This window comes from Allofranklinella schreckenbergeri, from assembly GCF_003703475.1.
In the GTDB taxonomy this organism is placed as follows: Bacteria; Pseudomonadota; Gammaproteobacteria; order Burkholderiales; family Burkholderiaceae_C; genus Lampropedia; species Lampropedia schreckenbergeri.
Map to the genome: position 1 here is coordinate 20,017 of NZ_RDQM01000010.1, position 18,588 is coordinate 38,604.

At 66.4% G+C, this 18,588-nt stretch carries 15 protein-coding genes and 1 pseudogene; 12 read left to right on the plus strand and 4 right to left on the minus strand.

Annotated features, from left to right (window positions below):
* Positions 1-35: 35 nt before the first annotated feature.
* Positions 36-746: a MotA/TolQ/ExbB proton channel family protein gene (locus EBQ26_RS08670; protein ID WP_122238631.1), complete on the plus strand. Its 711-nt coding sequence runs from the start codon at positions 36-38 to the stop codon at positions 744-746.
* Between the two features lie 5 nt (positions 747-751).
* On the plus strand, positions 752-1,225 hold the full coding sequence (locus EBQ26_RS08675) for an ExbD/TolR family protein (RefSeq protein ID WP_122238722.1): 474 nt from the start codon (positions 752-754) through the stop codon (positions 1,223-1,225).
* A gap of 219 nt (positions 1,226-1,444) precedes the next feature.
* Here the strand turns inward: EBQ26_RS08675 and EBQ26_RS08680 are convergent, their stop codons facing one another.
* Both EBQ26_RS08680 and EBQ26_RS08685 read right to left on the minus strand, forming a co-directional pair.
* Complete coding sequence (locus EBQ26_RS08680; RefSeq protein ID WP_238944260.1) at positions 1,445-2,179, minus strand: substrate-binding domain-containing protein; 735 nt, start codon at positions 2,177-2,179, stop codon at positions 1,445-1,447.
* Positions 2,180-2,196: 17 nt separating this feature from the next.
* A complete protein-coding gene (locus EBQ26_RS08685; RefSeq protein ID WP_122238632.1) occupies positions 2,197-3,654 on the minus strand; it encodes an aldehyde dehydrogenase in 1,458 nt (485 codons plus the stop codon).
* Positions 3,655-3,847: 193 nt separating this feature from the next.
* Here EBQ26_RS08685 and EBQ26_RS08690 point away from each other — a divergent pair, with 193 nt between their 5' ends.
* The 3 genes from EBQ26_RS08690 to EBQ26_RS08700 all read left to right on the plus strand — a co-directional run bounded on the left by EBQ26_RS08690 (position 3,848) and on the right by EBQ26_RS08700 (position 8,860).
* Complete coding sequence (locus EBQ26_RS08690; protein ID WP_122238633.1) at positions 3,848-4,690, plus strand: p-hydroxycinnamoyl CoA hydratase/lyase; 843 nt, start codon at positions 3,848-3,850, stop codon at positions 4,688-4,690.
* Between the two features lie 25 nt (positions 4,691-4,715).
* Positions 4,716-6,926 (plus strand): acetate--CoA ligase family protein, encoded by a 2,211-nt coding sequence (locus EBQ26_RS08695; RefSeq protein WP_122238634.1) that lies wholly within the window; start codon positions 4,716-4,718, stop codon positions 6,924-6,926.
* A 125-nt stretch (positions 6,927-7,051) separates the two neighbouring features.
* Entirely contained in the window at positions 7,052-8,860 is a 1,809-nt protein-coding gene (locus tag EBQ26_RS08700; protein ID WP_122238635.1) for an acyl-CoA dehydrogenase, read from the plus strand.
* 186 nt (positions 8,861-9,046) lie between these two features.
* Here EBQ26_RS08700 and EBQ26_RS08705 read toward each other — a convergent pair.
* Positions 9,047-9,937 (minus strand): annotated as a pseudogene (locus tag EBQ26_RS08705) (MBL fold metallo-hydrolase); the annotation flags it as partial.
* Positions 9,938-10,157: 220 nt separating this feature from the next.
* Positions 10,158-10,847: a ribulose-phosphate 3-epimerase gene (gene rpe, locus EBQ26_RS08710; RefSeq protein ID WP_122238724.1), complete on the minus strand. Its 690-nt coding sequence runs from the start codon at positions 10,845-10,847 to the stop codon at positions 10,158-10,160.
* A 244-nt stretch (positions 10,848-11,091) separates the two neighbouring features.
* Here rpe and EBQ26_RS08715 point away from each other — a divergent pair, with 244 nt between their 5' ends.
* From EBQ26_RS08715 to EBQ26_RS08745, 7 genes are all read left to right on the plus strand, one after another.
* A complete protein-coding gene (locus EBQ26_RS08715) occupies positions 11,092-11,625 on the plus strand; it encodes a tetratricopeptide repeat protein (RefSeq protein WP_122238637.1) in 534 nt (177 codons plus the stop codon).
* A gap of 139 nt (positions 11,626-11,764) precedes the next feature.
* Positions 11,765-12,388, plus strand: a complete 624-nt coding sequence (locus tag EBQ26_RS08720; protein ID WP_122238638.1) for a peptidylprolyl isomerase — start codon at positions 11,765-11,767, stop codon at positions 12,386-12,388.
* Between the two features lie 38 nt (positions 12,389-12,426).
* Complete coding sequence (locus EBQ26_RS08725; protein WP_122238639.1) at positions 12,427-12,924, plus strand: peptidylprolyl isomerase; 498 nt, start codon at positions 12,427-12,429, stop codon at positions 12,922-12,924.
* A 242-nt stretch (positions 12,925-13,166) separates the two neighbouring features.
* Positions 13,167-13,985, plus strand: a complete 819-nt coding sequence (locus EBQ26_RS08730; protein ID WP_122238640.1) for a UDP-2,3-diacylglucosamine diphosphatase — start codon at positions 13,167-13,169, stop codon at positions 13,983-13,985.
* Positions 13,986-14,175: 190 nt separating this feature from the next.
* Positions 14,176-16,719, plus strand: a complete 2,544-nt coding sequence (locus tag EBQ26_RS08735; protein ID WP_147474035.1) for a TonB-dependent receptor — start codon at positions 14,176-14,178, stop codon at positions 16,717-16,719.
* Positions 16,720-16,980: 261 nt separating this feature from the next.
* On the plus strand, positions 16,981-17,505 hold the full coding sequence (locus EBQ26_RS08740; protein ID WP_095551970.1) for an RNA polymerase sigma factor: 525 nt from the start codon (positions 16,981-16,983) through the stop codon (positions 17,503-17,505).
* Positions 17,502-18,575 (plus strand): FecR family protein, encoded by a 1,074-nt coding sequence (locus EBQ26_RS08745; protein ID WP_238944261.1) that lies wholly within the window; start codon positions 17,502-17,504, stop codon positions 18,573-18,575. The genes EBQ26_RS08740 and EBQ26_RS08745 overlap by 4 nt, the downstream gene beginning before the upstream one ends.
* Positions 18,576-18,588: the final 13 nt, after the last annotated feature.

Genomic DNA, 18,588 nt, shown 5'->3' on the forward strand with positions numbered 1-18,588 from the left:
TTTTTTTCATTTCGCCCCTAGGAGCTTTACTCACCATGCACTCCGGTTTCAATCTGATGCACGCCTGGCAACAGGCCGATAGCGTAGGCCGCAGCGTTGCGGTCATCTTGCTGCTGATGTCCGTCGCCACCTGGATCGTCATCCTGATCAAAGGCCTGAGCCTGATGCGCTACAAAGGCATGGTCAAAGCCAGCAAGGACTTTTGGCACTCCGAAGACTTGGCCGCAGGCATCCAGCGCCTGGGCAACCGCGCCGACAACCCCTTTTTGCGCCTGACGCTGGACGGGCGCGACGCCGTCAACCACCACCGCCAGACGCAGGCGCACCTGCACGACACGCTGGATATCAGCGACTGGATCACCCGCAACCTGCGCTACACCATTGAGGGCTTTACCGCGCGGCTGCAATCGGGCCTGTCCATCCTGGCTACCGTCGGCTCCATCGCGCCCTTCGTGGGCCTGTTTGGCACCGTCTGGGGCATCATCAACGCGCTGATGGCCATCAGCGCCGAAGGCCAGGCCACCATGGCCACCGTGGCCGGCCCCATTGGCGAAGCGCTGGTGATGACTGCCGCTGGCCTGGCCGTGGCCATCCCCGCCGTCATTGGTTACAACGCGCTGGTGCGCGGCAATAAATCACTGCTGCTGCAAGTGAGCGCCTTTGCCCACGACCTGCACGCCTACTACGTCACCGGCGCGCGCGTGGCGCACGGCGAAGGCAAAGTGCTGCAATTGAAAAGGGGTTGAGCGCCATGGCCTTTTCCAACCTGGAGGACAGCGCTGGCGACGTGATGAGCGAGATCAACATGGTGCCGCTGATCGACATCATGCTGGTGCTGCTGATCATCTTCATCATCACCGTGCCTGCCATCAACGAAACCATCAAGGTCAACCTGCCCGAGGCCGCCTCGCAAGAAAAAGAGGAGGAGCCCGACAAGCCGGTGAACCTGAGCATCGACCTGCAAGGCGTGTTCTACATCGACAAAACCCCGCTGACGGACGACCAGCTCAAAGCCCGCCTGGCCGAAGAAGCCAAGAAAGAGCCAGCCCCTGCGCTCTATATCAACGGCGACAAGGACGTGAACTACGGCCGCATCATCAACGCCATGGACTTGGCGCGCCAAGCCGGGCTGAGCAAAATCGGCTTCGTGACCGACCCCAATGGCGAAGCAGGCACCGTCAACCCCAGTGAGGACAAGCCCGCCGGGGCTGCGGCAGGCGGCTGAGGGTTTTGCTGAAAATACATATCAAAAGAAAACAAGAACATTGCATATCATGCCTAAAAAAGGCTATTTATTTTCCTTTTGATTGATAAAAAATGGGGCTTTAGCCCCGTTTTGTCGTATTGGCGTCTGGCCCTTTGCCCATTTGCGCATTTGCGCATCGGGCCGTTGGGCAAGGCCGTGCGTCGCTACCTGTTCCCACAGCGACAGCCCGCGCCGTATTCACGGCGCAGGCGCCATCCCCTCGCGCTGCTTGAGCGCCGCCGTTTGCGGCCCCGCCATGAACGCCAGTAGCTGCTCGGCCTGCTCGGTCTGGGTGCAGGCTTGGCCAATCGCGCCGGAAAACACCGTGCGAATCGCCACGCTCTCGGGCAACAGCCCCAGCAGCGTGATGCCGGGCACATGGATCAGCTCGCTGAGCTGCTGAAACCCCAGCGCCACCTTCCCCTGGGCCACCAGCTCGCCCACCGGCACGCCCGGCGGGGCCTGCACCGTTTTGGCCGCCACGGCCTCGCTCACCCCCCAATGCGCAAACAGCGCCTGCAAAGCCACGCCGCTGGGGCCGGTGGAATAGCCGATGGAGGGCGCGGCCGCAATCGCCTGGCGCAAGCGCTGCTCGTCGCCTATCTCCACCGCCGCAGCGCCCTGGGGCACGGCAGCGGCCACCAGCGAAAGCGCCAGCGCCCGCTGGCTGCCCGGGCGCAAGCAGCCGCTTTGGCCGAGCTTGGTCAGCGCATCGTCGGCCAGAAAAACCAGGTCAAAAGCCTCGCCCGCCTGCACGCGCCGGGCGGCATCGACGCCGCCGACCGATTCGATCTGCACCGGCGTGCCGCCCTGGGCGTGCCAAAGCGCCAGCATTTCGCCCAGCAGGCGTTTGGTGGCCATGGAGGAAATGCCGCGCAGGGGCGCTGGCGCGGCGGCGCTGGCAGAGGAAGTGGCTGAGAGGGCAGCGTGCATGCGGATCAAAATGGGGCTTAAAAGGGATAGTGGCGCGGCGAGGTCTGCATCGTGACCCAGCGCAGCTCGGTAAAGGCTTCGATGCCTGCGCGGCCGCCAAAGCGGCCAAAGCCCGATTCTTTCACGCCGCCAAAGGGCATTTGTGCCTCGTCGTGCACAGTGGGGCCGTTGATGTGGCAAATGCCCGATTCGATGCGGCTTGCCACAGCCCAGGCTTTGCCCAAATCGCGGCTGAACACGGCGGACGAGAGGCCGTAGGCGTTGTCGTTGGCGCAGGCAATGGCCGCTTCGGTGTCTTTGACGCGCACGATGGGCTTGACCGGGCCGAAGGACTCTTCGCGGTAAATCGCCATTTCGGCGGTGACGTGATCCAGCACCGTGGCGGGCATCAGGGTGGAGTCGGCCTTGCCACCGCACAGCAGCTTGGCGCCTTTGGCCAGCGCATCGTCGATCAGGCGGTTGCAGCGCTCGACGGTGCTCATATCCACCACCGAGCCGAGCACGGCAGGCCCTTGGCGCGGATCGGCCAGCGGCAGGGCCTGGGCGCGTGCGGCGAATTTCTGCGCAAACGCATCGGCAATCTTCTCATCCACCACGATGCGCTCGGTGGACATGCAAATCTGCCCCGAGTTGGCAAAGGCGCCGAAGATGGCCGCATCCACAGCGGCGTCCACATCGGCATCGTCGAGCACCAGCAGCGGCGCTTTGCCGCCCAGCTCCAGCACGCTGGGCTTGAGGTATTGCGCGCACAGGCTGGCGATGACCTTGCCCACGCGCGTGGAGCCGGTGAAGTTGACGCGGCGCACAGCGGGGTGGGCAATCATGGCCTCGACCACCGTGGGCGCGTCTTCAGGGCGGTTGGTAACGAAATTGACCACGCCCGGCGGCAGGCCCGCTTCGGCCAGGCAATCGACGATCAGGCCATGCGTGCGCGGGCACAGTTCCGAGCCTTTGAGCACCACGGTGTTGCCGCAAGCCAGCGGCACGGCGATGGCGCGCACGCCCAGGATGACCGGGGCATTCCACGGCGCCATGCCCAGCACCACGCCAGCGGGCTGTCGCACCGCCATCGCCAGGCTGCCGGGCACATCCGAGGGGATGAGATCGCCGTTGATTTGCGTGGTCAGCGCCGCTGCCTCTTGCAGCATGCCAGCGGCCAAATGCACGTTAAAGCCTGCCCACAGCGCCGATGCGCCTGTCTCGGCAGCCATCGCCTGGGCAAACGCCTGCTCTTTGGACTCCAGCACCTGCGCAGCCTTGAGCAAATAAGCGCGGCGCGCACTCGGCCCCAAGGCGGCCCAGGCAGGGAAAGCCTCTTGCGCCGCAGCCACCGCCGCCACGGCGTCCGCCGCAGTCGCCGCTGGCGCCACTGTCGCCACGCTGCCATCGAGCGGATTGCGCCGCTCAAAGCTGGCGCCGCCCTGGGCCTGGCAGCGCTGGCCGCCGATCAAAAGGGAAATGGAAGAAGTCGTCATAGGTGGTGTGCTCCTGTGTTTCAAGAAGGTTGCGCAATAAACCCGCGATTGGATGTGCAAGCCGCGCCGAAGGCAACTAGGGGAAGTCCCAACTTGTTATGAATCAGAACCTTTAACTAAGATAAACATTTTGCGAAAGCATCAAAACCCCAAGCCCACGCTTGGCCTATCCCCCTTACCAGGAGAATCTTTCATGAGCACCGATCGCACTGAAGAACAAACCGTTGCCTATACCGTTGCCGATGGCATTGCCTGGGTGCGCTTTAACCGCCCTGAGAAGCGCAATGCCATGAGTCCGGCGCTCAACCGCCAAATGATGCGGGTGCTCGATGCGCTGGAGTTCCGTGACGACGTGGGCGTGCTGGTGCTCACCGGCGAAGGCTCGTCCTGGACGGCGGGCATGGACTTGAAGGAATACTTCCGCGAAACCGAGGCCCAAGGCCTGGCGGGCACGCGCCAGGCGCAGCGCGAGAGCTATGGCTGGTGGCGCCGCCTGCGCTGGTACCAAAAGCCCACCATTGCGATGGTCAACGGCTGGTGCTTTGGTGGCGGTTATGGGCCGCTGTTTGCCTGCGATCTGGCCTTTGCGGCAGAGGAAGCGCGCTTTGGCTTGTCGGAGATCAACTGGGGCATCCTGCCTGGCGGCGGCGCGTCCAAAGTGGCGGTGGAGCTGCTGTCGTTTCGCCGCGCCATGTACCACGCGCTCATGGGCGAAAACATCGATGGCAAAACGGCGGCCGAGTGGGGCTTGGTCAACGAAGCCTTGCCTGCGCAGCGCCTGCAAGAGCGCGTGACCGAAGTGGCCAAAGTGCTGCTGCAAAAAAACCCCGTGGCGCTCAAGGCCACCAAAGACGCCATCCGGCGCGTGCGCGAGATGAGCTACGACAACGCCGAGGACTTCCTGGTGCGCGCCCAAGAAGCGGCCAACAGCTTTGACAACGAGGGTCGCAAAGAGGGCATTCGCCAGTTCATCGACGAAAAAACCTACAAGCCCGGCCTGGGCGCTTACGACAAATCCAAACAAGGCCAGGCTTGAGCGCCAACGCACCAGGAGACAGCCCATGACCGCCCTGCCCGAAACCGCCCCCGCCTCGCTCACAGGCGACATTGCCCGCTTGCTGCGCCCCCGTTCCGTTGCCATCGTTGGCGCATCGGCCACGCCTGGCGCGCTGGGCGCGTCGCTGCTGGATAACCTGGAGCGCAATGGCTTTGCGGGCGAGATCCACCTCATCAACCCCAAGCGCGCCGAGATTGGCGGCCGCCCCTGCCTGGCCTCGGTCGAGCAGCTCCCGCCGGGGGTGGATGTGGCCGTGCTCGCCATCCCGCAACCGGCTGTGCTGGAGACTGTGCGCGCCCTGGCCGCGCGGCAAGTGGGCGCAGCCATCATCTTCTCCGCCGGTTTTGCCGAGGCGGGGGAAGAAGGGCTGGCCCAGCAGCGCGAAATCGCCGACATCGCCCGCCGCGCCGGCATGGTGATTGAAGGCCCCAACTGCCTGGGCTGCATCAATTACGCCGCGCGCACGCCGCTGACCTTTGTGCAGGTGGACATCGACGCTGCCAATGTGCCCACTCACGCGCCCGCCAGCGCTGCGCCCAGTGCGGCTGCGTCGGGCGCGATGGGCGAGATGGGCGCGCACATCGGCGTCGTCTCGCAAAGCGGCGCCATGATGACCGTGCTGTGCACCACCCTGGCAAGCCGCAAGCTGCCGTTGAGCTACGCCGTCTCCACCGGCAACGAAGCGGCCAGCCATGCGGAGGATTACGTCCACTACCTGCTCGATGACCCCGGCACCCGCGTCATCGCCATGATCGTGGAGCAATTTCGCCAGCCCGCGCGCATGCTGCAAGCCGTGGCCCGCGCCCGCGCGCAAGGCCAACTCATCGTGCTGCTGCACCCGGGCAAAAGCAGCGCCGCGCGCGCTTCGGCCGCCACCCACACCGGCGCAATGGCGGGCGACTATGCCCTGATGCGCACCAAAATGCAGCGCGCGGGCGCCGTTTTTGCCGAAACGCTGGAGGAGCTGGGCGACATCGCCGAAATCGCCGTGCGCTGCCCGCGCCTGCCCGCCCCCGGCGTGGCCGTGCTGGGCGAATCGGGCGCCTTCAAGGCCCTGACGCTGGACTGGGCCGAAGAACTGGGCCTGCCCCTGCCTGCCATTGGCGATGCCGACTCACCCGCGCTGCGCCAGGCCTTGCCGCCCTTTGTCGGCGTGAGCAATCCGCTGGATTTGACGGCCCAGGGCCTGGTCGATCCCGATTTGTACGAGCGCGTGCTGCGCGCCCTGTGTGATGACGCGCGCTTTGACACCATCCTGGTGGGCCTGATCCAGGGCGACCCCCTCACCTGCGGCATCAAAATGCCCCCCGTGCTGCGCGCCGTGCGCGAAGGCAAGCCCGGCAAACCCATCATCTGCGCCGGCCTCGACGAAGGCGCGCAAGTGCCCGCCGCCTTCATCGACGAGATGCGCGCCCTGGGCATCCCCTACTTCCCCAGCACCGAGCGGGCCTTGCGCGCCCTGCAACGCCTGTGCGCATTCGCCCAGCGCCAGCCGCAGCCCAGCGCGCTGGCCCCGCAGCCGCTGGCCTTGCCCGCCGGGCGCACCGTCGTGCCCGAGTACGAAGCCAAACGCCTGCTGACCCCGGCCGGCATCCCCTTTGGCCCCGGGCGGCTGGCCACCAGCGCTGATGAGGCCGTGGCCATCGCCGCCGAGCTGGGCTACCCCGTCGCCCTCAAAGCCCAGGCGGCCCAGCTCAGCCACAAAAGCGATGCCGGGGGCGTGCTGCTCAACCTGGGCGACGAGGCCGCCCTGCGCGCCGCCTGGGCGCAACTGCATGCCAACGTGGCGCAGTACGACGCCAGCCTCCAGCTCGAGGGCGTGCTGGTCGAGGCCATGGGCCAGCGCGGGCTGGAACTCATCATCGGCGCGCGCAACGACCCGCAATGGGGCCCAGCCATCCTCATCGGCCTGGGCGGTGTCACCGCCGAAGTCATGCGCGACGTGCGCCTGATCGATGCCGACCTCTCCCACGCCGATATCCTGGCCGAGATCAACCAGCTCCAGGCCGCCGCCCTGCTGCACGGCTACCGGGGCGCGCCCAAGCTGGATGTGCACGCGCTGGCCGACATCGTGTTGCGCCTGGGCCAAATCCTGCGTGGCACGCCCGCCATCCGCGAGATCGACCTCAACCCCGTCGTGCTCTACCCCCAGGGCCAGGGCGCCATCGCGTTGGACGCCTTGATGCTGCTCGATGACGGGATGCCGAAGGCGTAAAATATTACAAATCAAAAAGAAATCAAGAGAATTGCCCAATATGCCTAAACAAGGAAATTTTATTTCCCTTGATTGGCATATTTGGGTATTTTTGGCATTTTTCGGGAAGACATTGAGATTGCCCCATGAGCGCCCAAGCCCTTTTGTACCAGCCGCCGCTGCAAGACATGCACTTTGTCATCGAGCACTGGCTCGACGCCCCCGCCGACTGGCGCCGCATGCCCGCCTTCCAAGCGCTTGATGGCGAAACCCTTGCCTTGAGCACCCAGGCGATGGGCCGCTTTTGCACCCAGGTGCTGGCCCCGCTCAACCACCCCGGCGATGCACAGGGCTGCACGCTGCAAGGCGGGCGCGTGCGCACGCCCGAGGGCTTTGCCGCCGCCTACCAGACCTTCGTGCAAGACGGCTGGCCCACCCTGGCCTGCGATCCCGCCTGGGGCGGGCAGGGCCTGCCCCAACTGTGGGACGCCGTGCTCTACGAAATGCTTCCCGCCGCCAACCACGCCTGGTCCATGTACCCCGGCCTGCTGCACGGCGCCTACGCCTGCCTGCGCGCCCACGCCAGCGACGCGCTGCGCCAGGCCTATCTGCCCCACATCGTCAGCGGCCGCTGGCTGGCCACCATGTGCCTGACCGAGCCGCAAGCGGGCAGTGACCTGGGCCTGCTGCGCACCCAGGCCCTGCCGCACGGCGATGGCAGCTTCACCCTGCACGGGCAGAAAATTTTTATCACCGGCGGCGATCAGGACATGAGCGAGAACATCGTCCACCTCGTGCTCGCCCGCCTGCCCGATGCCCCGGCGGGCAGCAAAGGCCTCTCGCTCTTTCTCGTGCCCCACCGCCTGGGCGACGACCTGGCGCAAGCCAACGGCGTGTTTTGCGACGGCATCGAGAAAAAAATGGGCATCAAAGGCAGCGCCACCTGCGCCCTGCGCTTCGAGCATGCGCGCGGCTGGCTCATCGGCCAGGCGAACAAAGGCCTGGCCGCCATGTTCGTCATGATGAACTCCGCCCGCCTGCACGTCGGCCTGCAAGGGCTGGGCCACGCGCAAATGGCCAACCAGCTCGCCCACGCCTACGCCGCCGAGCGCCGCCAAATGCGCGCCCAGCCCCGGCCCGGCGGCACGCAAGAAGCGGCCGACCCCATCGCCCTGCACCCGCCCGTGCAACGCATCTTGCTGGATTTGCGCGTCTGGAGCGAAGGCATGCGCGCCATCGCCTACTGGGCTGCGCACCAGCTCGATGTGGCCGAGCACGCCCCCGATGAGGCCGAGCGCGCCCAGGCCCGCGCCCGGGCTGCGCTGCTCACGCCCATCATCAAATCCCTGTTTACCGAGCGCGGCTTCGCCCTCGCCAGCGATGCCCTGCAAGTCTTTGGCGGCTACGGCTACATCCACGAATACGGCATTGAGCAAACCGTGCGCGACAGCCGCATCCCCATGATTTACGAAGGCACCAACCAAATCCAGGCGCTGGATTTGCTGCAACGCAAAGCGCTGGCCAGCCCCGATGCCCTGGCGCCCTTGCTGGAGGTATTCGATCAGGAGGCCGCCGCCAGCGCCTCGCAGCCCCAGGCCGCGCCGCTGGCCCAGGCCCTGCGCCACTGGTGCGACAAGCTGCAAGCCCTCACCGGCGCGCTGCGCGAGAGCGCCGCGCAACCCGACGGCCCCGGCGCTATCGCTACCGCTGCCGAGGATTACTTGCGCCTGGCGGGCCTGGTCTGCCTGGCCTGGGCCTGGACGCGCAGCGCCCGCATCGCCGCCACACAACCGGCTGTGCCTGCCCAACTTGCGCAGGCCAAGCACGCCAGCGCCAGCCACTTCCTGCACCACATCCTGCCCGAAGCCGCCTACCGGCTGCACCGCATCGAGGCCGCGCTGGCCGCGCCCATCCTGTGCGGCCCAGCCCCGGGGCCGACCGCGGCAGGCGGTTGAATGGGGGCGGCGCGGTGGCAAAATTGCCAATCATTTAGCAAAAAAATACCCTTGTTTCGGCAATGCCAGTATCAAGTAATTTTTACTTGGATTTGTAAATAATCAGCCGTGTGGCAGCGGCGGGCCATCGTGCCCGGCCAGGCTTTGGCGCACCAGCGCCTCGCCATCCAGCCCCCATTGGGGGTGCAGCCGCGCCAGGCGCTGCACGTGCGCCAGCAGCGACAGCCGTGCCACGGGCCAGAGGGCCACGGGCGTATCGGCATAGGCCAGGGCCAGCCAATCGTCCACCCCGCCGCCGGGGCACTGCTGCATGGCCTGCTGCACTTTGGCCTCGCGCGCCAGGCGGTGCGCCTTGAGCCGGGCGATGACTTGCCGCGGCTGCGCCAGCGTGGGGCCGTGCGCGGGCAGGATGTGGGCGATGTCCCAGCGCAGGCAGGCGGCGTCCAGCGCGTCCAGCGAATCGAGAAACGCCTGCATGCAGCCATCGGGCGGGAGGATGACGGTGGTGGTGGTGCCCAGGATGTGGTCGCCGCTGAGCAGCAGGCCATCCTCCTCCAGCACAAAGCACAAATGGTTGAAGGTGTGGCCGGGCGTGTGCAGCGCGTGCAGCGTGTGGCGCACGGCCCGCATTTGCCCCTGCGCATTGGCGCGCGTGCCGTGCAGCGCCAGCGTGTCGCCCGTGGCAAGGGCGCGCTCGGGCGCAAAGCGGCTATCGCTGCGCGCGTGGGGGCCGCTGGCCATACCGGCGATGACCGGGCGCGGTCGGCCGCTGGCGGCCACGGCCGCTTGCAGCGGCGCGGCGGCGGGCGAGTGGTCGGGGTGAGAGTGGGTGCAGAGGATGTAGCGCACATCGCCGCCGGTGTGCGCAAGGATGCGCTTGATGTGCTGCCGGTGCTGCTGCTGCTGTGGGCGCGCCGCGTCGTTGGCATCCGCCGGGCCGGGGTCGATCACGGCATAGCCGGTGGCGGCCTCGCCAATCAGATAGGTGTTGGTGCCCGGCCCCGTCATGGCGCTGGGGTTGGCGGCGGTGAGGCGGTGCACGTGGCGCAGCAGGGCCTCGGGGCGCTCGTGCTGCCAGGCAGGGCGCGCGCTGCCCTGGCTATCGCTGCGCACGCCGCCACCGCCGTCGCCCTCGGCAGCATGCGGGGACAAGGCGGCAGCGCCCCCTTCGGCGGGGGCCAGCAGGTATTCGGCGCGCATCATGGGCTACAAGATGTTTTGCAGATCAATATGAATTAAATTTATTGCACATCATGCCGAAACAAGGTTATTTTGTTTCTTTTTGATGTGTAATTATTTATGCCAGCTCCGCCCGCATGCGGGCAATCACCTCGGCGTAGCTGGGGGCGTTGAAGATGGCGCTGCCCGCCACGAAGGTATCCGCCCCCGCATCGGCAATGCGGCGGATGTTCTCGGCTTTGACGCCGCCGTCGATCTCCAGGCGGATGTCCTTGCCGCAGGCATCGATGCGCTTGCGCGCCTGCTCCAGCTTGCGCAGGGCCGAATCGATAAAGCTCTGGCCGCCAAAGCCGGGGTTGACGCTCATGATGAGGATCAGATCCAAATCGTCGATCACCCAATCGAGCACATCCAGCGGCGTGGCCGGGTTGAACACCAGCCCGGCCTTGCAGCCCTTGGCGCGAATGGCCTGGATGCTGCGGTGCACATGGCCGCTGGCCTCGGGGTGGAAGCTGATGTAATCGGCCCCTGCCGCGGCAAACTCCGCCGCCAGGGCATCGACCGGGGCAATCATCAAATGCACATCAATGGGCACGCTCGTGCCATCGGCCTGCTTGGCGTGCGGGCGCAGCGCTTGGCACACCATCGGGCCGAAGGTCAGGTTGGGCACGTAATGGTTGTCCATCACATCGAAGTGAATCCAGTCCGCGCCAGCGGCGATCACTTCGCGCACCTCCTCGCCCAGGCGGGCGAAATCGGCCGAAAGAATGGAAGGGGCAATGCGAAAAGGGGGGCGTTGTTGGGGCATGTTGCAGGGGGAGCTTTGGGTGGCCTTGGGGGCCTTTTGGGGCATCTTTGGAAACGTTTTGCAGGGCGTTGGCAGGCGCGAAGGGCTGCCGCGCGCCCGCATGGGCGGCGATTGTCGCAAAGGAACGCCGCAGCCGCAGCCACCCCACGGCAGCCCCCACAGACCGGGGAACTTTGCGCCCCCGCGATGACCGATACCGCGCACCTATACTTGGCGCCCTTGCACGCATTGCCCCCTGCCCCCTATGCCTTTGCCCCTTTTGCCCCCCCGCTGGCGCGCCCTGCCCGCCGCCTTGGTCGTCGCCCTGGCCGCCGTTTCAGGCAGCGCCCTGGCGCAAACCAATGCCCAGAAAGAAGTCGCCGCGCTGCTGGCCCAGGGCCAGGCACAGCAGGCGCTGACGCAGGCCGAAGCGGCCATTGCCCACACCCCCAAAGACCCGCAGTTGCGCTTTCTGCGCGCCAACGCCCTGCTGGCGCTGGGCCAAACGCAGGCGGCCGATGATGCCTTCACCCACCTGACGCAAACCTGGCCCGAGCTGCCCGAGCCGTGGAACAACCTGGCCACCATCCGCGCCAGCCAGGGTCGCCTGGCCGAAGCGCGCCAACTGCTGGAGCAAGCCCTGCGCAACAACCCCGATTACGCCCAGGCCCACGCCAATTTGGCGCAAGTGCTGGCGCAGCAGGCCCTTGAGCATGCACAAACCGCCGCCCGCCTGGCCCCCGCCGAAGCCGCCGCCCTGGCCCCGCGCATGCAGGCTTTGCAACAAGCGGTGAAATAATCTACAAACCAAAAGAAACAAAAAGGCCATGCTATGGCTCACCATAAAATAAAACGAATTTCTTTTGGATTGAAATAATCCCGTGGTGCGGTACACGCGCCCGGCCCTTTCCTTTCCCCCCAACCGAGGAGTTCAACTCATGCAACATCTTCTTCGTCGCCAGGCGCTGCGCGCGCTGTTGCTGGGCGCATGCGCCAGCGTGGCTTTCGGCGCTGCCGTGGCGCAAAACGCGTCCGCTGCCAACGCCAGCGCCGCCGCCAAGGCAGCGGCCCAGCCGCGCGTCAAGCTCAGCACCTCGCTGGGCGACATCGTGGTGGAGCTGGCGCCGCAAAAAGCGCCCAAGACGGTGGACAACTTCCTGCAATACGTGCAGGACAAGCACTACGACGGCACCGTGTTTCACCGCGTCATCGACGGCTTCATGATCCAGGGCGGCGGCTTTACCGCCGAAATGGTGCAAAAGCCCACCCGCGCGCCCGTCGTGCTCGAAGCCGACAACGGCCTGAAAAACCTGCGCGGCAGCATCGCCATGGCGCGCACCAGCGTGCCCAACTCGGCCACCAGCCAGTTCTTCATCAACGTCAAAGACAATGCCCCGCTGGACGCGCGCCCAGGCAACCCCGGCTATGCCGTGTTCGGCCAAGTCGTCGAAGGCATGGACGTGGTGGACAAAATCAAAGCCGTCGCCACCGGCAACAAAGGCATGCACCAAAACGTGCCCGTGGAGCCGGTAACCATCCTCTCGGCCACGCGCCTGCCCTGAGTTTTTTCAACCCTTTGCTTTTTTTGAAGGACCTTGCCATGAGCAACCCCCAAGTCGAACTGCACACCACCCACGGCGTCATCACCCTGGAGCTGGATGCGGAAAAAGCGCCCAAATCCACGGCCAACTTCCTCGCCTACGTCAACAGCGGCCATTACGACAACACCATCTTCCACCGCGTGATCGACAACTTCATGATCCAGGGCGGCGGCTTTGAGCCGGGCATGAAGCAAAAACCCACCGGCGCGGAGATCGAAAACGAAGCCAAGAACGGCCTGAAAAACGACCAATACACCATCGCCATGGCCCGCACCAGCGCGCCGCATTCGGCCACGGCGCAGTTCTTCATCAACGTGCGCAACAACGACTTTCTCAACTACCCCGGCCAGGACGGCTGGGGCTATGCCGTGTTCGGCAAAGTCGTCGGCGGCACGGACGTGGTGGACAAAATCAAAGGCGTCGCCACCGGCCGCCGTGGCTTTCACGACGACGTGCCCAAGGACGATGTGGTCATCACCAAAGCCGTAGCGCTGTAAGCGCGCTGCGCCCCCTGGCCCTCTCCCGCTGGCGGGAGAGGGCCGGGCAAAGGGTGTGCGCCCGCCAAGGCACCATGCGCACACCCTTGCGCCCACTACACAGATATCCAATCAAAGTAAAAGCAAATTCAATACTGTAAGGCCTAAACAAGGTGATTTATTTTCCTTTTGATTGATAAATTAAATTATCCGATAGCCACAAACACCACCTCCCACCGTCCCCCCCCCACCTCGCCCCGCCCATGCCAGAAGCCGGCCACCTTCACCTGCCCGCAGACGCCATCGTCGATTGCGTGGCCGACATGCACCTGCAACGCAGCCACGGTGCCACCTGGGCCGCGTTCGCGCACTACCTGCAAACCACCCCCGCCAGCCACATCCTGCTGCTGGGCGACGTGTTTGAAGTCTGGGTCGGCGACGACGCCCTGCAAGAGCCGGGCAGCTTTGAAGCCGAAGTCGCCCGGCAACTGCGCGCCATCACCAGCGGCCGCGAAAACGGCGCGCCCGCCAAGGCCCTGTACCTCATGCACGGCAACCGCGACTTTCTCATCGGCCCCGCCTTTGCCCAGGCCAGTGGCGTGCAACTGCTGGCCGATCCCACCGTGCTGCACATCGACGCGCCGCCCGCGTCTGCGCCTTTCGCAGCCGCCCCCGCGCGCTGGCTGCTCTCGCACGGCGACGCCTTGTGCACCGACGATTTGCCCTACCAGCGCTTTCGCGCCATGAGCCGCCAAAGCGCCTGGCAACAGCCCTTTCTCGCCCAGCCCCTGGCCGCGCGCCGCGCCTTTGCCGCCAGCATCCGCAGCGAAAGCGAGCAACGCAAAGCCGGGCAAAGCCTGGACAGTTACGTGGACCTCAACGCCGACGCCACCCGCGCCTGGCTGCGCGCAAACGACTGCGCCACCCTCATTCACGGCCACACCCACCAGCCCGGCACGCACGACTTGGGCGAGGGCCTGCAACGCATCGTGCTCAGCGATTGGGATTTGCACGCCCACCCACCCCGCGCCCAAGCGCTGCGCATCGCAGGTGGCCAATGCCAACGCATCGCGCTGGCATAAAGCGCGTTCGCACTGGCTCGCGCCTGCTCACGAAGCAGCGCTGGGCCTTCATCAAAAAAGCCTGCCCCCAGGCAAAAAATCCGGCAAAAAAACTGTCCGGTTCTGCACGGCTGTTTCGTCTTCACGGTTGCACCGCTGGCCGCAAACCCTCGGCCCACACTGGCCCAACCGCTTGAAAGGACAAGACAGCATGCCTGCCACCGCCTCGCCCTTCCTCCCCGCATCCATCCCCCAATCCGCACCTTCGCCCGCCGCCCTGCCGAGCAGGCGGCAAGCCTGGGCCTGCACCGCCGTGGCTTCGGCCTGCGCCTGGCTGGCGCTGACGGCGACTGCGCCAGCACAGGCGCAAACCCAACCCAACGCAGCCGCCCCGCAGGCCCAGCGCGTACACGCCATTGCCCTGCCCGCGCAGGATCTGGCCCAGGCCCTGAACGCACTGGCGCGGCAGACCGGCCAGGCCATCTCGGCCGACCACGCCCTGATGGCGGGCAAGAAAGCCCCCGCCGTGGCCGGGCAGCTCACCACCGCCCAGGCGCTGCGGCAACTACTGGCCGGCAGCGGCTTGCAGGCCGAAGCCGTCGCGGGCGGCTGGGTGGTGCGACGCGCCCCAGCCGCCACACCGGCCCAACCCGCCGCTGCCGCCACGCGAGGCGAGGCCCAAACCCTGCCCGCCGTCACCGTCAGCGCCGCGCCCGACTTGAGCGGCACCACCGAAGGCACGCGCTCCTTCACCACCCGCGCCATGTCCAGCGCCACCGGCTTGGCCCTCTCGCCGCGCGAGACGCCGCAGTCGGTCAGCGTCATCACGCGCGAGCGCATCGAGGCCCAGGGCATGAGCAGCCTGAGCGATGCCGTGGCGGCTGCGCCGGGGGTGCACAGCGCCACCGTGGATGGCCGGGGCGAGAGCTATAGCGCCCGCGGTTTTGGTCTGAACGCCATCCAGATCGATGGCGTTCCCATGAGTTGGGGAAGTGGCTGGGAGGCCGGTGAGTCGCGTAACAGCCTGGCCATTTATGACCGGGTGGAAGTGGTGCGCGGCGCCACAGGTCTGCTGACCGGCGCGGGCGATCCTTCAGCGTCGGTCAACCTGATTCGCAAGCGCGCCGAGGCCGATACTTTCACCGGCCATCTGCAAGGCCGCCTTGGCAACAGGCGGCAGCGCAGCGCAATGGCGGATTTGTCCGCCCCGCTCAATGCCAGCCGCAGCGTGCGCGCCCGCATCGTGGCGCAAGCGACGGGCGAAGATGGCTTCAACATGCGCGAAAAAGCCAATGGCAAGGTGTTTTTCGCCACCGCAGAGGCCGATCTTTCCCCCGCCACCCGCCTGACGGCCGGATTCGATTGGCAAGACAACCAGCGCCCGGGCATGCCCTGGCGCAGCCTGGTGATCTGGCATGACGATGGCAGCATCATCGACTGGCCGCGCGGTTACAGCCTGGCACCACACTGGGCCGCATGGAACACGCAGCAAAAAAGTGCTTTCGCCAACCTGGAGCACCACTTTGGCAATGACTGGCGGCTGAAGCTGGATGCGCAGCACATCCGCAACAACGTCGAGGAAATCCTGTCTTTCACCGACGGCCTGCTCCATCGCGGCAGCGGCCTGGGCCTGGCGGCAGAGCCCATCCAATACGACGCCCGGCGCAAGCAAAGCAATTTCACGCTGAACCTGCAAGGCCCGTTCAATGCCTGGGGGCGCAAGCACGAGGCCATGCTGGGCCTGTCGCAATCGCGGCAGGACTTTCTTTCGCTGCGCACGGCCGCCAACGATGAAAGGCCCTTGGGCAACGCCTGGACATTCGATGGCAATACGCCTGGCCCCTTGCCGCTGACCCCGCCCGAGCGTGTGGTGGACACCGTGACCAAGCAGCGCGCCGCTTACGGTGCCGTGCGCCTGCACGTGGCCGAGCCGCTGCGCCTGATTGCCGGCGCCCGCCTGACCCACTGGCAGCAGCAAAGCCCGCAGACCGAATGGAACAGCCCCTACCACATGCGTCACCCGCACGTGGTTACGCCCTATATCGGCGCGGTGTACGACTTGGGCGGCAGCTACTCGGCCTATGCCAGCGCCACGCGCATCTTCAACCCGCAGGACAGTCGCGACCGGCATGGCCGCTACCTCGACCCGCTCAAAGGCCAAAATCTGGAAGCCGGGCTGAAGGCCGAATGGCTGGGCGGCCAGCTCAATGGCAGCTTTGCGCTGTTCCAGACCACACAGGACAACTTTGCCGTCGAAGACGGCGAGTTGATCGTGCCCGGCACGGAAGACGAGCAAGCCTATCGCGCCGCCAAGGGCGTGAAAACGCGCGGCTACGAGCTGGAGCTGGTTGGCCGCCTGGCCGAAGGCTGGGACGTGGGGCTGGGCTGGACGCAGCTCAGCAGCAAGAACGCACAGGGCGAGCGGGTACAGACCAGCCGCCCCAGCCGCATGCTCAAGCTCCATACCCAGTACCGCCTGCCTGGCGCGTGGAACAAGCTGACGCTGGGCGGCGGTCTGTACTGGCAAAGCGGTATTCACGAGTGGCGCAATAACCCCGTGCTCAGGCAGCGCGTGCGTTTGAAGCAAAGCGCCTATGCGCTGCTCAACCTGAACGCGCGCTACCAGTTCACGCCGCAATTGGCCGCCCATCTGACCGTCAACAACGCACTGGACAAAACTTACTGGGCCACCCTGTGGCGGCGCACCTGGGGCGCGCCGCGCAGCGTGATGCTGACGGTGGATTACCGCTTCTGAGCGCGCCACAAAAATCCGCCCACGCGCCCTTGGCCTGGGCGCACTTGCCCTTCATGCCTGGCGCTCTTTGCAGGCATGAAGGGCAATTTCCTTTGTGGAGATAGGCTCTTCGGGAAAATCGCAATCTCTCTTCGGGAGGGCGGCAACAGAAAATTACTAGAATGCAAACCCTTCCTATTTAGATTGCACGCATCGCGCGTGCTTTTTTGCAGCCTTGGGCCGCCCAACCCTTCTTGGCTTGCCTTTTTGCTTTGCACGCGCATGTCTTTCACCCGCCATTACGACGAATTGCTGGGCCATTTCACCCGCGCCACGGGCGACCGCGAGGCCGCGCGCGATGTGGTGCAAGAAAGCCATGCCCGCGCCTGGGCGCTGGGGCCGAGGCTGGATGCGGTGCTGGATTTGCGCGCGCTGCTGTTTCGCATTGGGCGGCATTTGGTGATCGACGAGGCGCGCCGCCGCCGGGCCGAGGCCCAGGCCCTGCACAACCTGGCGCTGCTGTGCGAGCAGGATGCCGCCCCCAGCGCCGAGCGCTGCTGCGCAGCCAGCCAGCAGCTCGAACGCCTGAGCGCGCGGCTGGCGCTGATGCCGCTGCGGCGGCGCACGGCTTTCATCCTGGTGCGGGTGCATGGTTTCAGCCATGCCGAGGCCGCGGCCCACATGGGCGTGAGCGTGGCCGGCATTGAAAAACACGTGGTGCGCGCCACGCTGGACTTGGCCCCGCGCGCGCTGCTGGCCGCTGCCGCTGCAGCGCCCACGGCGGCTGCCGCCACCGCCCTACCATGAAGATGCCGCCGCCCCATGCCGCCGTGGCGCATGACAGCTTGACGGATGAGGCTTTGATGGATGAGGCCCCAAGCAACGATGCCCTGGTCAGCGAAGCCCTGTTGCTGCTGGCGCGCAGCCACGGCGGCGATGCGCAGCAGGCGCAGGCAGCCCAAGCCGAGCTGCAAGCGCGCAGCGCGCGCGAGCCGGCCTTTGCCGCCGCCTGCCAGGTGGCGCGCCAAATCTGGCAGGCCACGGACGGCAGCGCCCTGCGCGACAGCCTGAGCCTGCCGCCCAGCGCCCGCGAGCGCCAGGGCGCGCCGCGCCGCGCCGTGCTGGGCCTGATGGGCGTGGCGGCGCTGACGCTGGGGCTGGGCGCAGCCGGGCGCTGGCTGTGGCTGCGGCCGACTTTTGCGCAGGCGCTGGCCACCGGCCAGGGTGAAATCCAACGCCTGAGGCTGCCCGATGGCACCGAGCTGGCGCTGGATGCGCAAACGCGCGTGCGCGTGGCCCTGTACCGCCAGCGCCGCGAGCTGCACCTGGAGCGCGGCGAAATTCACCTGCAAGTGGCCCCGGATGCAGACAGCCCGCTGACGGTGTTCACCGCCCAGGGCCGGGTGCGTGTGCTGGGCACGCGCTTTAGCGTGGCCGTGCGCCAGGCGCACATGCACGTGGCTGTGGCCCAAGGGCGCGTGGCCGTGTGGGCGCAGGCCGATGCCCCGGCCGCCCAGGTCGAACCAAGCGCGCCGCTGGCGGAGCTGGGCGCGGGCCAGCAATTGCGCCTTGGCGCAGGCCACAGCGGCCAGCCCCAGCCCATCGACGCCGCCGACGTGGGCGCATGGCAAGGCGGTATGGAGGGTGGCTGGCTGGTGTTCCACGCCATGCCGCTGCCGGAAGTAGTGGAGCGCTGGAATGGCTACCTGCGCCCCGGCCTGCGCCTGGCGGGCAACGCCCAGCGCCTGCAAGCGCTGCGGCTGACGGGCAGCTTTCCCATCCGCGATCCGGGCGCTTTTCTGGCCAGCCTGCCGCGCACGCTGCCCGTGCGCGTACAGCGCCAGGGCGACGGCGCCTGGCTGATTGCGCCGCGCTGAAGTGGTCTGCGCG

Coding starts and splice junctions, on each gene's coding strand:
- EBQ26_RS08740 (WP_095551970.1), top strand. CDS start 16,981: ATGTCTTTCACCCGCCATTACGACGAATTGCTGGGCCATTTCACCCGC.
- EBQ26_RS08675 (WP_122238722.1), top strand. CDS start 752: ATGGCCTTTTCCAACCTGGAGGACAGCGCTGGCGACGTGATGAGCGAG.
- EBQ26_RS08680 (WP_238944260.1), bottom strand. CDS start 2,179: ATGCACGCTGCCCTCTCAGCCACTTCCTCTGCCAGCGCCGCCGCGCCA.
- EBQ26_RS08695 (WP_122238634.1), top strand. CDS start 4,716: ATGACCGCCCTGCCCGAAACCGCCCCCGCCTCGCTCACAGGCGACATT.
- EBQ26_RS08700 (WP_122238635.1), top strand. CDS start 7,052: ATGAGCGCCCAAGCCCTTTTGTACCAGCCGCCGCTGCAAGACATGCAC.
- EBQ26_RS08730 (WP_122238640.1), top strand. CDS start 13,167: ATGCCAGAAGCCGGCCACCTTCACCTGCCCGCAGACGCCATCGTCGAT.
- EBQ26_RS08685 (WP_122238632.1), bottom strand. CDS start 3,654: ATGACGACTTCTTCCATTTCCCTTTTGATCGGCGGCCAGCGCTGCCAG.
- EBQ26_RS08725 (WP_122238639.1), top strand. CDS start 12,427: ATGAGCAACCCCCAAGTCGAACTGCACACCACCCACGGCGTCATCACC.
- EBQ26_RS08690 (WP_122238633.1), top strand. CDS start 3,848: ATGAGCACCGATCGCACTGAAGAACAAACCGTTGCCTATACCGTTGCC.
- EBQ26_RS08720 (WP_122238638.1), top strand. CDS start 11,765: ATGCAACATCTTCTTCGTCGCCAGGCGCTGCGCGCGCTGTTGCTGGGC.
- EBQ26_RS08735 (WP_147474035.1), top strand. CDS start 14,176: ATGCCTGCCACCGCCTCGCCCTTCCTCCCCGCATCCATCCCCCAATCC.
- EBQ26_RS08670 (WP_122238631.1), top strand. CDS start 36: ATGCACTCCGGTTTCAATCTGATGCACGCCTGGCAACAGGCCGATAGC.
- EBQ26_RS08715 (WP_122238637.1), top strand. CDS start 11,092: ATGCCTTTGCCCCTTTTGCCCCCCCGCTGGCGCGCCCTGCCCGCCGCC.
- EBQ26_RS08745 (WP_238944261.1), top strand. CDS start 17,502: ATGAAGATGCCGCCGCCCCATGCCGCCGTGGCGCATGACAGCTTGACG.
- rpe (WP_122238724.1), bottom strand. CDS start 10,847: ATGCCCCAACAACGCCCCCCTTTTCGCATTGCCCCTTCCATTCTTTCG.